Origin of the sequence: Modicisalibacter radicis (assembly GCF_900961225.1) — a bacterium.
Classification (GTDB): domain Bacteria; phylum Pseudomonadota; class Gammaproteobacteria; order Pseudomonadales; family Halomonadaceae; genus Modicisalibacter.
The window spans coordinates 1-14,844 of record NZ_CAAHFN010000011.1; the positions used below are offsets into that span (position 1 = coordinate 1).

11 protein-coding genes are annotated in these 14,844 nt (G+C 65.0%); 6 read left to right on the forward strand and 5 right to left on the reverse strand.

Going from position 1 to position 14,844, the window contains the following annotated elements; translation table 11 throughout:
- A partial coding sequence (locus HR9077_RS00035; protein WP_136063872.1) for an aldehyde dehydrogenase family protein occupies positions 1–125 on the forward strand: 125 nt, incomplete at its 5' end.
- Between the two features lie 92 nt (positions 126–217).
- Positions 218–1,246: an alcohol dehydrogenase AdhP gene (gene adhP, locus HR9077_RS00040; RefSeq protein WP_031383773.1), complete on the forward strand. Its 1,029-nt coding sequence runs from the start codon at positions 218–220 to the stop codon at positions 1,244–1,246.
- 120 nt (positions 1,247–1,366) lie between these two features.
- Here the strand turns inward: adhP and cysS are convergent, their stop codons facing one another.
- Both cysS and HR9077_RS00050 read right to left on the reverse strand, forming a co-directional pair.
- Positions 1,367–2,758, reverse strand: coding sequence for a cysteine--tRNA ligase (cysS, locus tag HR9077_RS00045; RefSeq protein ID WP_136063874.1), 1,392 nt, complete (start codon positions 2,756–2,758; stop codon positions 1,367–1,369).
- Between the two features lie 4 nt (positions 2,759–2,762).
- A complete protein-coding gene (locus HR9077_RS00050; RefSeq protein WP_136063876.1) occupies positions 2,763–4,442 on the reverse strand; it encodes a glutamine--tRNA ligase/YqeY domain fusion protein in 1,680 nt (559 codons plus the stop codon).
- Between the two features lie 161 nt (positions 4,443–4,603).
- Here HR9077_RS00050 and HR9077_RS00055 point away from each other — a divergent pair, with 161 nt between their 5' ends.
- Together HR9077_RS00055 and HR9077_RS00060 are read left to right on the forward strand one after the other, a co-directional pair.
- Entirely contained in the window at positions 4,604–5,098 is a 495-nt protein-coding gene (locus HR9077_RS00055) for a peptidylprolyl isomerase (RefSeq protein WP_136063878.1), read from the forward strand.
- A 72-nt stretch (positions 5,099–5,170) separates the two neighbouring features.
- Positions 5,171–5,899 (forward strand): UDP-2,3-diacylglucosamine diphosphatase, encoded by a 729-nt coding sequence (locus tag HR9077_RS00060; protein WP_136063880.1) that lies wholly within the window; start codon positions 5,171–5,173, stop codon positions 5,897–5,899.
- A gap of 11 nt (positions 5,900–5,910) precedes the next feature.
- On the opposite strand, the gene HR9077_RS00065 is transcribed toward HR9077_RS00060, so the two are convergent.
- Genes HR9077_RS00065 through HR9077_RS00075 form a run of 3 tightly spaced genes read right to left on the reverse strand, consistent with a single transcriptional unit; the run spans position 5,911 to position 10,969 of the window.
- Positions 5,911–9,813 carry an AAA family ATPase gene (locus HR9077_RS00065; RefSeq protein WP_136063882.1) on the reverse strand — a complete coding sequence of 1,301 codons (3,903 nt, stop codon included), beginning with the start codon at positions 9,811–9,813 and terminating at the stop codon, positions 5,911–5,913.
- A gap of 59 nt (positions 9,814–9,872) precedes the next feature.
- Positions 9,873–10,511 (reverse strand): tRNA-(ms[2]io[6]A)-hydroxylase, encoded by a 639-nt coding sequence (miaE, locus tag HR9077_RS00070; RefSeq protein ID WP_136063884.1) that lies wholly within the window; start codon positions 10,509–10,511, stop codon positions 9,873–9,875.
- Positions 10,508–10,969 (reverse strand): DUF1289 domain-containing protein, encoded by a 462-nt coding sequence (locus HR9077_RS00075; protein WP_136063886.1) that lies wholly within the window; start codon positions 10,967–10,969, stop codon positions 10,508–10,510. The genes miaE and HR9077_RS00075 overlap by 4 nt, the downstream gene beginning before the upstream one ends.
- 262 nt (positions 10,970–11,231) lie before the next feature.
- Between HR9077_RS00075 and acnB the strand changes: the two genes are divergently transcribed.
- Together acnB and HR9077_RS00085 are read left to right on the forward strand one after the other, a co-directional pair.
- Positions 11,232–13,835: a bifunctional aconitate hydratase 2/2-methylisocitrate dehydratase gene (gene acnB / locus HR9077_RS00080; RefSeq protein WP_136063888.1), complete on the forward strand. Its 2,604-nt coding sequence runs from the start codon at positions 11,232–11,234 to the stop codon at positions 13,833–13,835.
- Positions 13,836–14,129: 294 nt separating this feature from the next.
- Entirely contained in the window at positions 14,130–14,732 is a 603-nt protein-coding gene (locus HR9077_RS00085; protein WP_136063890.1) for a porin family protein, read from the forward strand.
- Positions 14,733–14,844: the final 112 nt, after the last annotated feature.

A 14,844-nucleotide genomic window follows, 5' to 3' on the forward strand; every position in this document is an offset into this window, starting at 1 on the left:
CCGCCTTCGGCGGCTACAAGAAGTCCGGCGTGGGTCGCGAGACCCACAAGATGGCGCTGGAGCACTATCAGCAGACCAAGAACCTGCTGGTCAGCTACGACACCAACCCGCTGGGCTTCTTCTGAGCCTGCCGCCGCGGGCCTTGCGCCCGCAGCGTTCCAGCGGCCACGGCGATTACGCCAGGTGCCGTCCCAAGCAAAAAACAAAGGAGCATGCCATGGATTCCACCATGCAAGCCGCAGTGGTTCGTACCTTCGGCGAACCGTTGGTCATCGAGGAAGCGCCGGTCCCCCGGCCGGGCCCCGGCGAACTGCTGGTCAAGATCGCCGCCTCCGGCGTCTGTCACACCGACCTGCATGCCGCCCACGGCGACTGGCCGGTCAAGCCCGAGCCACCGTTCATTCCCGGCCACGAAGGCGTTGGTCACGTGGTCGCGGTGGGCGATGGCGTCAAGCATGTCAAGGAGGGCGACCGGGTCGGCATCCCCTGGCTGTACTCCACCTGCGGGCATTGCGAGCACTGCCTGGGCGGCTGGGAGACGCTGTGCGAGTCCCAGCAGAATACCGGCTACTCGGTCAATGGCGGTTTCGCCGGCTACACGCTGGCCCAGGCCGACTATGTCGGGCGGCTGCCGGACAATGTCGACTTCCTGGAGATCGCCCCGGTCCTGTGCGCCGGCGTGACGGTCTACAAGGGCCTGAAGATGACCGATACCCGCCCCGGTCAGTGGGTGGTCATTTCCGGTATCGGCGGCCTGGGCCACATGGCGGTGCAGTATGCCAAGGCAATGGGCATGAACGTTGCCGCCGTGGATATCGACGACAGCAAGCTGGCGCTTGCCGAACGGCTCGGTGCCACGGTCACCGTCAATGCCAGGCAGCAGGATCCCGCCGCCTACCTCAAGCAGGCGATCGGCGGCGCCCACGGCGCGCTGGTGACGGCGGTATCGCCGGTGGCCTTCGAGCAGGCGCTGGGCATGATACGCCGCGGGGGAACAGTGGCCCTGAATGGCCTGCCGCCAGGGGATTTTCCGCTGCCCATCTTCGACATGGTACTCAACGGCATCACCGTGCGGGGGTCGATCGTCGGTACCCGCCTCGACATGCAGGAGGCACTGGACTTCGCGGGTGAGGGCAAGGTCAAGGCCACGGTGCATGCCGACCGGCTGGAAAACATCAACGATATCTTCGCGCGCATGCTCGCCGGCAGCATCGAGGGGCGGGTCGTCATCGACATGACCGACTGACGGCAACTGCCCGGTTGATCCTCGCGGGGCTCGACATCGGTCGCGCCCCGTCCATTGCTGTTGCCGGTCCGTAGCGCCGCAACGCCGACAACGATCAGACTGGCAGTTTTTACAGGCAGGCTACGCCTGGCCCCGCTCCAGCACCCAGGACGTTCCTTCCCGGGAGTCCTTGAGCACGATGCCAAGCGCCGCCAGCTCATCGCGGATGCGATCGGCCTCGACGAAGTCACGCGCCCGCTTGGCCTCGGCCCGGGCCGCGATACGCGCCTCTATATCGGCCTCGGGCAGCGGCAGCGTATCGCTCCCCCCCTTGAGGAATACCGCAGGCTCCTGTTCGAACAGCCCCAGCAACCCGCCCAGGCGCCTGAGCTCGAAGGCCAGCGCCGGGGCCCGCGCGGCATCGTCCTGCTTGGCGCGATTGAGCTCGCGGGCCAGTTCGAAGAGCACGGCCAGCGCCTCGGCGGTGTTGAAATCGTCGTCCATCGCCGCCGTGAAGCGTGTGGCGAAACGGCCGTCGAGCTCACCCTGCTCCGGCGTCACGTCCTGCAGCGCATTATAGAAGCGCTCCAGCGAGCGACGGGCATCGCCGAGCGCGTCCGGCGCATAGTTGATCGGGCTTCGATAGTGACTGGCCACCAGCAGGTAGCGCACCACCTCGGGATCGTGCACTTCCAGCACATCGCGGATGGTGAAGAAGTTGCCCAGCGACTTGGACATCTTCTGCTGATCGACGCGTACCGCACCGGCATGCATCCAGGTATTGACGTAGCGCTTGCCGGTCGCCGCCTCGCTCTGAGCGATCTCGTTCTCGTGGTGCGGAAAGGTCAGATCGGGGCCGCCGCCGTGGATGTCGAAGGTGTCCCCCAGGCAGCAGGTCGACATCGCCGAGCATTCGATATGCCAGCCCGGGCGCCCTGCGCCCCAGGGCGACGGCCAACTCGCCTCACCGGGCTTGGCGGCCTTCCAGAGCACGAAATCCAGCGGATCCTCCTTGTGCGCATCGACTTCGACCCGGGCCCCGGAGCGCATCTCATCCAGGTCGCGGTTATTGAGCTTGCCGTAATCAGCGAACCGGCGAACCCGGTAGTAGACGTCACCGTTGGCCGCCGCATAGGCGTAGCCCTTGTCGATCAGCGTCTCGATCATCGCCACGATGTCGTCGATATGCGCCGTGGCACGCGGCTCGTGGTCGGGGCGCAGCACGCCGAGGCGATCCTCGTCCTCGTGCATGGCGGCGATCATGCGTTCGGTCAGCGCGCTGATCGTTTCGCCGTTCTCGTCGGCCCGCTGGAGGATCTTGTCGTCGATATCGGTGATGTTGCGCACGTAGTTGACGTCATAGCCGCAACTGCGCAGGTAGCGGGTGATCACGTCGAACGCCACCATCACCCGGGCGTGGCCGATATGGCAGTAGTCGTAGACGGTGATACCGCAGACGTACATGCGGATCTTGCCCGCCTCGATCGGCGTGAACGGTTCCTTGCGCCGGGTCAGAGTGTTGTAGATCTGCATGCGCTCAACCCTTCTTCTGGATCTTCGCCCAGGTGTCCTTGAGCCCGACGATGCGGTTGAACACCCGCTTGCCCTCGGCCGTAGCGTGGCGGTCGGCACAGAAATAACCGATTCGCTCGAACTGATAGCGGCTCTCCGGCGTGGCCTCCGCCAGGCCGGGTTCGGCGTAGCCCTCGACGACCGTCAGCGAATCGCGGTTGAGGTGCTCGAGGAAATCGACGTCGCGATCGCGATCCGGCGCCTCGACCTGGAACAGGTTGTCGTACAGGCGCACCTCGACGGGCACGGCCTGCTCGGCGCTAACCCAGTGGATCACGCCCTTGACCTTGCGCCCCTCGGGATTCTGGCCGAGCGTATCGAAGTCGACGCTGCAGTGCAGTTCGCTGATATCGCCACCAGCGTCCTTGAGCACCTCGTCGCAACGAATCACGTAGCCGTTGCGCAGGCGAACCTCCTTGCCCGGCGCCAGGCGAAAGAACTTCTTCGGCGGCTCCTCCATGAAGTCGTCCCGGTCGATCCAGATCTCGCGGGTCAGCGGCAGACGCCGCGTGCCCATGTCGTCGCGGGCCGGATGGCCGGCGACCTCGAAGACCTCGTCGTGATCGGCCGGCACGTTGGTCAGCACGACCTTGAGCGGCTTGAGCACGCACATCGCCCTTGGCGCGTTGTCCTCGAGGTCCGAGCGGATGGCATGGTAGAGCATGGCGATGTCGACCATGCCGCCCTCGGCGCGGGTGACGCCGATCATCTCGCAGAACTTGCGGATCGAGCCCGGCGTGTAGCCCCGCCGGCGCATTCCCGAGATGGTCGGCATGCGCGGATCGTCCCAGCCATCGACAAGGCCCTGGTCAACGAGCAGCTTGAGCTTGCGCTTGGAGGTCACCGTGTAGTCGAGGTTCAGCCGCGCGAATTCGATCTGGCGCGGCGTGCCGGGCACCGGCAGGTTGGCCAGAAACCAGTCGTAGAGCGGTCGATGATCCTCGAACTCGAGGGTGCAGATCGAGTGCGTGACGCCCTCGATGGCATCCGACTGGCCATGAGTGAAGTCGTAGGATGGGTAGATCTTCCACTTGTCGCCGGTCTGGTGATGGCTGGCATGGCGAATGCGGTAGAGGATCGGATCGCGCAGGTTGATGTTGGGCGACGCCATGTCGATCTTGGCCCGCAGTACCTTCTCGCCCTCGGCGAACTCGCCCTTGCGCATGCGCTCGAGCAGATCGAGGTTCTCGTCGGAGGAGCGGTCGCGATACGGGCTCGGCCGGCCCGGCTCTGTCAGCGTGCCGCGGTACTCGCGAATCTCGTCCGGCGACAGGTCGTCGACGTAGGCCTTGTCCTCGCGTACCAGGTGCTGCGCCCAGGCGTACAGCTGGTCGAAGTAGTCCGAGGCAAAACGCACCTTGCCGGCCCATTCGAAGCCCAGCCACTCGACATCGGCCTTGATGGCATCGATATAGACCTGCTCCTCCTTGGCCGGATTGGTGTCGTCGAAGCGTAGATGGCAGTCCCCGCCGAACTGCTCGGCGATACCGAAATTCAGGCAGATCGACTTGGCGTGGCCGATGTGCAGAAAGCCGTTGGGCTCCGGGGGGAAGCGGGTTACGACCTTGTCGACCGTGCCCGCGTCGACCTCCTCGCGGATCTGGTTGCGGATGAAGTTCGGGGCGCTGGTGCTCTCAGTGGTCATGGGGCGTCAAGGAACCTCTTGTCTACGCGTGTGGCCATGTCGCGAACGCCAGGAGCGGTTTCGCGCATCGCTCGAAAGCCGCTATTATAGCGTGACGCTCGCGCGCTTCGCCAAGGCGCCACTCAGACAGTTTCGCTCCACCCAGCCAGTTCGAGATCCCAATGATTGTATTGCATACCAATTATGGCGAGATTCACCTGCAACTCGACCATGACAAGGCGCCCAAGAGTGCCGCCAACTTCGAACAGTACGTTCGCGACGGGCATTACGACGACACCCTGTTCCACCGGGTGATCAACGGTTTCATGGTTCAGGGCGGCGGCTTCGACATCGATTTCGAACAGAAGCCCACCCGTGAGCCGATCGACAACGAAGCCGACAACGGGCTGAAGAATCGCAAGGGGACCGTCGCCATGGCGCGCACCCAGGACCCGCATTCGGCCACCGCGCAATTCTTCATCAACATCGCCGACAACGATTTCCTCGATCATCGCGGCAAGAACCTGCAGGGCTGGGGTTACTGCGTCTTCGGCGAAGTCGTCGCCGGCATGGAGGTGGTCGAGCGGATCAAGGCCGTGCCGACCACCCGGCGCGGCATGCACGCCGACGTACCCGCCGAGGACGTCATCCTCGAGCGTGCCGAGATCCGCGACTGAACGATCCAGGTTTCCCGGCCCGCCTCAGGCGGGCCAACGCCTGCCCATCCGCCTGCATTGAAGGCCGTTGTCATGACGACCCTGCTGATTTCCGACCTGCACCTGCATCCCGGCGAACCCGCCATCGCCCAGGGCTTTCTCGAGTATCTCGAGCGCGAGGCTCGCCATGCCGATACGCTTTACATCCTGGGCGACCTGTTCGAGGCCTGGATCGGCGACGATTACCAGGGTGAATTCGAGGCCGGCATTCTCGCGGCACTCAAGCGGCTGAGCGCCGCCGGCACCCGGCTTTACTTCATGCACGGCAACCGCGATTTCCTGATCGGCGACGACTTTGCCGCGGCCACCGGCGCCACGCTGCTGACCGACCCCAGCGTCGTAGACCTGGGCGGCGAACGGGTCATGTTGATGCACGGCGACAGCCTGTGCACCCGCGACGAAGCCTACATGGCGTTTCGCGCCAAGGCGCGGGACCCGCAGTGGCAGGCGCAGATCCTGGCCTTGCCGGTCGAGCAGCGCCTCGAGCTGGCCAAGCAGATTCGTCAGCAATCGGGGGAAGCCAACTCCAACAAGGCCGAAGACATCATGGATGTCACGCCCAGTGAAGTGGAGAACATCATGGCCGAGCATGGGGTGCGCACGTTGATTCACGGCCATACCCACCGCCCCGACGTCCATCGCCTGGAAGTCGACGGGCAGCCCGCCCGACGCATCGTACTCGGCGACTGGCACAGCGACCGGGGCTGGCAGGTACGGGCCGATGGACGGACGGCCCCGCTGCTGGAGTCATTCCCGCTCTGAGTGCCGGTCGGTCACGACTCGAAGGCCGCCGGGCGCGAAAACTGCTTGTCGAGCAGTGTGCGCCAGCGCAGCAACACCGGGGCATCGCTGTGAGCGACCTCCTTGAGCAGCCGCCGCAGTTCATCGCCGGCATGCCGGTCACCGGGATCGACGACATCCAGCCACAACTCGAGCGCGCATAACTGGTGGTGCAGGTCGTCGTGCTCGCGGGCCCGCTCGAGGGCCTGCTCGGCCAACTGGCGGACCGTATCGGGAGAACGTCCCTGGCGTTGATAGACGCGCGCCAGGTGGATCGACAGCTCGGGCACGAACAGCGACCCGCGTTCGCGGGCGATCATCAAGCACTGGTCCAGATAGTCCTCGGCCAGCGCCAGCTCGCCCAGCGCGAAACAGGCATCGGTATACCACAGCATCGGCCGCTGGTAGCGGTCCTGGCCGGCCAGCTCGGCCAGTTCCTCGAGGCTCGACTCGACCATCGTCAAGCCCGCCCGATCGCCGGCCAGCGCCTTGTGCCAACCCAGTGCGCACTGCGCCGTCATGTGCCAGATGTGCAGGTCCGGGGTACGCGTGACCTCGAAGGCACGCTCGGCGCGCGCGCCCGCCAGGTGGATGTGCCCCAACTGGCGGTACATCGCCGCGGCGAAGAGCAACGAAAGCGCCAGCGAACCGGGATGATTGTAGGACTCGGCGAGACGGATGGCGGCTTCGATCTGCTGCTCGGCGCGGCGATAATCGCCCCGCAGGCAAAGCGACCGCCCCTGATAGCAGGCCGCTGCCACCTGCGGGTGATCGGAGAACGGCAACCATTCGAGCATCATCGGCTGATGCAACGGGTCGATCTCCTCGAGATGCTCGTTGGCCTCGCGGACGCGCCCGGCCCAGTATTCACAATGCGCGCGGGCGTAATCGGCCAGGCGACGATAGCGCGGATCCGGCAATTGCTCCGCGACCGCGGCCATCTTCGAGGCCAGCGAAAAGGCATCGGCGTGGGCGAAACGCTGGCTGCAACCCACCCATAGCCCCCACTTGACCAGGAAGCGCTGCTCCAGCTCGGTTTCCTCGTCGGCACAGGGGCTGCCCTCGATCAGTTCACGCGCCTTGACGAAGCTCTCGTGGGCGATCGGCGAGCCATGGCCCTCCAGGGCAAAGGCCGCCTGCCCCCTGACCGTCAACAGGCTGATCTCGCGCTCGGTATGGCCCTCCACCTGACGCAGGCTGGCCAGCCCGGAATCGGCCATGCGCAACGCCGTGCGATTGGCGCTGACCTTGAGGGCCTCGCGGGCCGCCAGTTCGAAGTAGCGCGCCCCCCGGGTAAAGTGTCCGCTGCGTCTCAGGTGTGTCGCGAAGTCGCCGGGATGGCGGCTGATCCACATCGGAAAGCGTTCCTCGATCAACCCCACCACCTGCTGGTGGATACGCGATCGCACGTCCCGCGGACAGGACAGGTAGGCGGCTTCCTGAAGCAGCGGATGGGTGAACTGGTACTTGTATTCGCCATGCGGCTCGCCCGGCTCGATGATCTCCAGACGACGCATGTGTTCGAGTCCCTGGCGCAGGCGCTCCTCGTCGAGGCCGCCGCACTCCTGGAGAAAATCGAGGCGGAACTGTCGTCCCAGCACGGCGGCGACATGGGCGATGTGGCGATCGCCCTCGAGCTGGTCGATACGACTGGCGAGCAGCCCGAGCAACCCGCGGGGCAGCTCGTCGACCTGCACGCTGCGGCCCTCGCGGCGATCCATGTCCAGGCGCCGGCAAATCTCCTGGAGATACAGCGGCACCCCATCGCACCGCTCGATCAACTGACCGCGCAGACGCGGGCTGAGATGCAGCCGGTAGCGTCGCGCCAGCTGCGAGAGCAAGCGCGAGGACTGCATGGCATCGAGCCTGTCGAGCACGAGCTGCTGGTCCCAGTGCAACTTGACCGGTAGCGGCTCGCGACCGTGGTGGCTGGCCACCAGCAGGAAGGCGCTATTGATCGGCAGCCGGGCCTGCAGGCCGGCGAGCAGCTTGAGCGAGGGTTCGTCGACCCACTGCAGATCGTCGACCATCATCACCAACGGCTTGTCCGCCGTGCCCCGCTCGATCAATTGATGAAGGACGCCGACCAGCAGGTCGACCGCCTCGCCGCTTTGCGCCAGGGCCAGGCTGTCGCCGTCGCTGTCCAGGCCCAGCGCCCGATGCAACAACTGGCAGGGCTCGGGCGCTTCGACGAGCCCGGCATGCCCCTGCTCCATCAACACCTGATCGAAGGCCTCGACATCCAGCCTGTCCTGGCAATGCCAACGTAACAGCATACGCGCGATGCTGAACGGTTCGAGCACCGACATGCGGGTGGTCGACTGCCAGCACAGCGATACGTCCTCGCTTTGCACCAGCTGCCGGAAGCTGACCATCAGCGCCGACTTGCCCATCCCCGAAGCGCCCTGGACGAGCATGCTCTGGCGCAACCCGAGCCCCGCGCGCGCCAGCGCATCGCGCAGCTTGCGCAGCGCGTTTTCTCGCCCCACCAAATCGGGCGGCGTGGCGTTGCGCCCGCCCTCGTTGACGCCCAGCACCAGCGCGCGCAGGCGCACCTTGCCGTCGCTCGCCATCAGCCGCGACGACAGGCGCGGCTGCAGGTCCAGCGCCGGTGGCATGTGCTGGCTCGCATCCTGGGAAATCACCAGTTCGCTGCCCTCGGCGACGCTCATCAGATCGAGCGAACGCTGGGTGACCTGGCCCAGCGGGTCGACCAGTTGCCGCTCGGGCAGATAGACCACGCGGCCACTGTCCAGCCCCGCGGCCAGCTCGAATTGCGGCAACGCGCTCTCGCCGCTCCACTGCCGGGCGATCTCTTCGGGCAGGACATGCCGGCAGTGCTCGTAGAGCGCGACCAGTTCGGCAAGCTGGTGGGCCGGGCCATGGGTACCGAAGCAGGCCAGGCCGAGCCCCCCCGTGGCACCCGGCAGCCAGAAGCCGCCCAGATGGTGGCACTGACGCTCGAGCCAGCGCAGCAACTCGATCTGTAGCGACAGGCAGGCACGCACCTCGCCGCGCTCCTCCCACTCGCCGCGCAGACGCAGGCGAATGGCCATCACCGACAATTGGCGGTGCTCGATCTCGTCATCGCGCACCGGCTGGCTGTCAGCGGCAAGGGCGCGCGAAAAGGCGCCCTGCGGCGACATCGGCTGCAGCTCACCAGCGACAGTGTCCGACCAGTAGCGCGCCAACTGCAGGATGCTGGGTTCGGGCTGCTGGCCCGACAGGGCCAGCAGCTGCAGGTAGGCGTTGTACTCCTCGTGCGCGGCCGCCGACTGCCCCTGCTCGATCAACTGACGAATCAGCCGCTCGTGAAACGGCCCATAGCCGGAGAAACGACTGACCAGTGTCCGCAACAGCGTATCGGGCAGCTCGTCGACCTCGTGCAACACCTGCTCGGCGTAGGCCAGCACGCGCTGACGCCATTCGCCACGGATGCGCACCAGCCAGCGCTGATACTCGGCGCACTGGGCAAGCTGCAGTTCTCCGGCAAGATCGCCACGGTAGAGCGTCATCAGGCGCTCTAGCCGCGCGACGTCCGGCGCTTCGGCGAGCAGTCCTTCGATGCTGTGCAGATCGAACTGCCAGTCGTCGGGAAGCTGAAAGGCGATGGTCTGGCGCGACACCGCCAGCACCTGGCCGGCCTCCTCGCCGAGGCTCTGGCGCAGGCAATGCAGCGCATGACGCAGATTGGTACGCCCCGAGGAGAGCCCCTGGTCGGGCCACAGCAGCTCGGCCAATGCCGCACGATTGACGGGCTGTCCCTGCAGCAACAGATGGACCAGCAGCGCCTTGACCTTGTCGTAGCTGAATTGGGTGAGAGTGTCGTCCCCCAGGGAGAGCGAGAAATGACCGAATAACGTTAACTGCGCATTGACGGAAGTGTTCCGTGCCATTGTTATAGGTTCCTGCGTTGCTCTATCGACGACAGCGAGCCCTGACAGCGTTCGTTGACTCAGGCCACGGCGGGCAGGCCGCTATGGAAACGGAACGTTTCGTCAGGCGTTTCAATCAGTTCGCGCTCGCGATCGGCGAAGAAGACGATACGGGATTCGATGGGACCGTCCGCGAAGCGCTGGGCCAGCATCAAGTAATCCTCATAGTGTCGCCCTTCCGACTTAACCAGAGAGCGATAGAACTTGGCAAGCTCGGCATCCAGGTGCGGAATCAGGCGGGCGAAGCGCTCGCAACTGCGCGCTTCGATGAACGCGCCGACGATCAGGATGTCGATCAGCCTCTGGGGATCGTCACGGCCCACGTGGCGACGCAAGCCGTCGGCGTAGCGCGAGGCACTCAGGTGCCTGTACTGGATGCCGCGCTCCTCCATCAGCTTGACGACCTGCTCGAAATGCAGCAATTCCTCACGCGCCAGCTGCGACATCTTGGTCAGCAGCAGCGGACGATCGACGTAGCGGTACATCAGGCTCATTGCCGTGGACGCCGCCTTCTTTTCGCACTGCGCATGATCGATCAGCAACAGCGTCTGATTGGCCAGTGCCGCCTCGACCCAGAGCGTGGGCGTGGCGCAGGGCAGGAAAGCCAGCAGCTCGGCAGGCAGCAGCGCCTCCATGGAATCGTCTTGCATCGCTGTCATGGCAAAGAGCCCATCTTATGAGTGGAGCCGGGATGGAGCCGCTGGGCTTCGGCGTGAGCCATCAGCGCCGTCGCGATCGCCTTGTGGAGTTCATCGGCCGACAGATGCAAACCTTTACCGTGGGCTTGCAGTCCGTAACGCGTGATGTCGCGCATCCGCCCCCGGCCGACCCGCAACAGCTCCACGGCACGCGACAGCGCCGGCTGGTCGGGGCGATGGCGTATGCGATGACGCACCAGTTGCGCCTCGAGCTGCGCCTCATCGCTGACCGACAGGTACTCGCCGGCGATCCGGGCCCGCCAGGCATCCAGCCGCTGCATCACCTCGCGCCGCGTTGCGTCGCTGTAGACGAACCAGTCGCGGATCTCGCTTTCGTGGCGCTGGCAGCCACGGCAGACCGAATCGCCCACGGTGGTCGAACAAAGCCCTACGCAGGGCGAAACAATACGTTGCGACATCGAGCCCTCCCGAAAGAGCCTCCATCATAACGCGCCAGGCCAGGACCAGCGACCGGCCGGCCCGATCGGAATGCGGCAAAGAGGCCACGGCGCAGCCGGCCGGAACCGTCTCGCTTAACATTGTCGACAGTTTCCCGTAGAATGCGCTCGGCTCAAATAGGGCCAGCGGAAACAGAAAAAAGCCATTTAAGCGACATGCGTCACTATCTGGTCCCTCTTTTCTGCCCCGCTGGATTCCGATAATTGATGAGGGTCCCCACACGTGCTTGAAGCCTACCGCCACCATGTCGAGGAGCGCGCTGCCCAGGGCGTACCGCCCAAGCCGCTGAATGCCGAGCAAGCCGCCGCGCTGATCGAACTTCTCAAGAACCCGCCGGCCGGCGAAGAACAGTTCCTGCTCGAGCTGATCACCGATCGCGTTCCGCCGGGCGTCGACGAGGCCGCCTACGTCAAGGCCGGCTTCCTGACCGCCATCGCCAAGGGCGAGGCCGATTCGCCGCTGATCGACAAGACTCATGCGGTCAGGCTGCTGGGGACCATGCAGGGCGGCTACAACATCGCCACCCTGGTCACGTTGCTCGACGACGCAGCGCTGGCCAACGAGGCGGGCGAACAGCTCAAGCACACCCTGCTGATGTTCGATGCCTTCCACGACGTCGCCGAGCGTGCCAGGAACGGCAATGGCGTGGCCGAGAACGTGCTGCAGTCGTGGGCCGACGCCGAATGGTACCTGGCCAAGCCGGCGCTGGCCGAGAAGATCAGCCTGGCGGTCTTCAAGGTGCCCGGCGAGACCAACACCGACGACCTGTCACCGGCGCCGGATGCCTGGTCGCGCCCGGACATCCCGCTGCACGCCAACGCCATGCTCAAGAATCCGCGCGACGGCATCGAGCCGCTCGAGCCCGGTGTCAAGGGACCGCTGGAACAGATCGATGCGGTCAAGGCCAAGGGCTTCCCGGTGGCCTACGTCGGCGACGTGGTGGGCACCGGCTCGTCGCGCAAGTCCGCCACCAACTCCGTGCTGTGGTTCTTCGGCGACGACATCCCGCACGTGCCCAACAAGCGTGCCGGCGGCTTCTGCTTCGGCAGCAAGATCGCGCCGATCTTCTTCAACACCATGGAGGATGCCGGCGCCCTGCCCGTCGAGATGGACGTCTCCAGGCTCGAGATGGGGGACGTGATCGACGTCTACCCTTACGAAGGCAAGGTCTGCCGCCACGACAGCGACGAAGTGATCTCGACCTTCGAACTCAAGACCCGGGTGATCCTCGACGAAGTGCGGGCAGGCGGCCGTATCCCGCTGATCATCGGCCGCGGCCTGACCGACAAGGCACGCAATGAACTCGGCCTGGGCCCCTCCGATGTCTTCAAGACGCCCGAGCAGCCCGCCGACAGTGGCAAGGGCTTCACCCTGGCGCAGAAGATGGTCGGCAAGGCCTGCGGCATGGACGGCGTGCGCCCCGGCATGTACTGCGAGCCGAAGATGACCACCGTGGGCTCGCAGGATACCACCGGGCCGATGACCCGCGACGAGCTCAAGGACCTTGCCTGCCTGGGCTTCCAGGCCGACCTGGTGATGCAGTCGTTCTGCCATACCAGCGCCTACCCCAAGCCGGTCGACGTGGAGACCCACCACACCCTGCCCGACTTCATCATGAATCGCGGCGGCGTCTCGCTGCGTCCGGGCGACGGCATCATCCACTCCTGGCTCAACCGCATGCTGCTGCCCGACACCGTCGGCACCGGCGGCGATTCGCACACCCGCTTCCCGCTGGGCATCTCGTTCCCCGCCGGCTCGGGTCTGGTGGCTTTCGCCGCCGCCACCGGCGTGATGCCGCTGGACATGCCGGAATCGGTGCTGGTGCGCTTCAAGGGCGAGCGCCAGCCGGGCATCACCCTGCGCGACCTGGTTCATGCGATCCCCTACTACGCCATCCAGCAGGGCCTGCTGACCGTCGAGAAGTCGGGCAAGAAGAACGCCTTCTCCGGACGCATTCTGGAGATCGAGGGGCTCGAGGATCTCACCGCCGAACAGGCCTTCGAGCTGTCCGACGCCTCCGCGGAACGCAGTGCGGCCGGCTGCACCATCACGCTCTCCGAGGACAGCGTGGCGGAGTACCTGAAGTCCAACATCACCCTGCTCAAATGGATGATCGACCAGGGCTACGGCGATCGGCGGACCATCGAACGGCGCATCGCCGGCATGCAGGAGTGGCTCGACGACCCCGCGCTGATGCGTGCCGACGCCGATGCCGACTATGCCGAAGTGATCGAGATCGATCTTTCCGAGATCACCGAACCGGTGCTCTGCGCGCCCAACGACCCCGACGACGCCAGGCTGCTCTCGCAGGTCGCCGGCGAGACCATCGACGAAGTGTTCATCGGTTCGTGCATGACCAACATCGGTCACTTCCGCGCCGCCGGCAAGCTGCTCGAGAAACAGCCCGCCGGCAGCCTCAAGACGCGTCTGTGGCTTGCACCGCCGACCAAGATGGATCAGCATCAGTTGACGGAGGAAGGGTACTACGGCATTTACGGGCGTGCCGGCGCGCGCATGGAGATGCCCGGTTGCTCGCTGTGCATGGGCAATCAGGCGCGTGTCGCGCCCAAATCGACGGTGGTTTCGACCTCGACCCGCAACTTTCCCAACCGCCTGGGCGACGGAGCGAACGTCTATCTCGCTTCGGCCGAACTGGCCGCAGTCGCCGCCGTGGTCGGGCGCCTGCCGAGTGTCGAGGAATACCGCGGCTACATGGGCGAGTTCAACGCCATGGCCGGCGAAATCTACCGTTACATGAACTTCCACGAGATCGAGGAGTTCCAGAAAGCGGCATCCAACGTGATTCCGCTCGCCGAACAAGCCTGACCTTTCGATTCCGATGCTCGCAACATCGTCAATCGATGACCGAAGCGCCCCGCCCCTGGCGGGGCGCTTTTTTTGGTGCCCCATGCGCCATTACGTTCTGTAACCAACGGCAGCTTGCCATCGAACAGTGTTCGACTTAGCCTGACGAAGTCTCGATCGAGCGTATGTCACCTCGCGCGTGAACCGGCAGGACGCCATCCCGCGAGACGGCCACACGTCCAGGTGCCTTGATACGGCACCGAGCGGCCGCCTCGGCAGTTGCTTGAATATGAGCATTCATCAAGGAGAACACTCGTGAAAATCAGAACGCTGCTTACCACCTCACTGACGGCCACCGCCCTGACCGCCGCCGCCCCCGCCGTCCTGGCGGCCGATGCCGGAAAGGGGCTCTATCTGGGCGTGGGTACCGGCTTCAGCTCGTTGGAGAACGACAACGACGACATCGACAATTTCGTCGAGTCGGGCGTCGACGACTTCGACGTCGACGATGACGACAACTCCTTCAAGGGCTTCGTTGGCTACGAATTCAACCCTTACTTCGCCACCGAAGTCTTCTATTCGAACCTGGGCAAGACCCGCCTGGAAGGCAACGATGGCGCCAATACCGATCTAGAATCCAGTGCCTACGGGGTAAGCGCCGTCGGCCAGTTACCTATTACCTCCTGGTTCACCGCCTTCGCCAAGGCCGGGATCGCCAAGTGGGAGACCGATGTCGACGGCAACCTCGGCGGACTCAATGCCGATCTCGAGGATCAGGACGGCACCGATCCGGTTTACGGCGTTGGCGCACAGCTAAACTTCGATCCGCTCCTGGTACGTGCCGAATACGAGCGCTACGACTTCGACAGCGATTACCAGATCGACTCATTCACCGCCTCCGTGGGCTGGCGCTTCTGACCACGACCAGCCTGCGGGATATAACGCCGGGATTCGTTCCCGGCGTTCTTATTACGGCCGCCAAGGAAGACCCACAAAAAGGCGACAATGAGTGCTCCTCGCGACTTCTCGG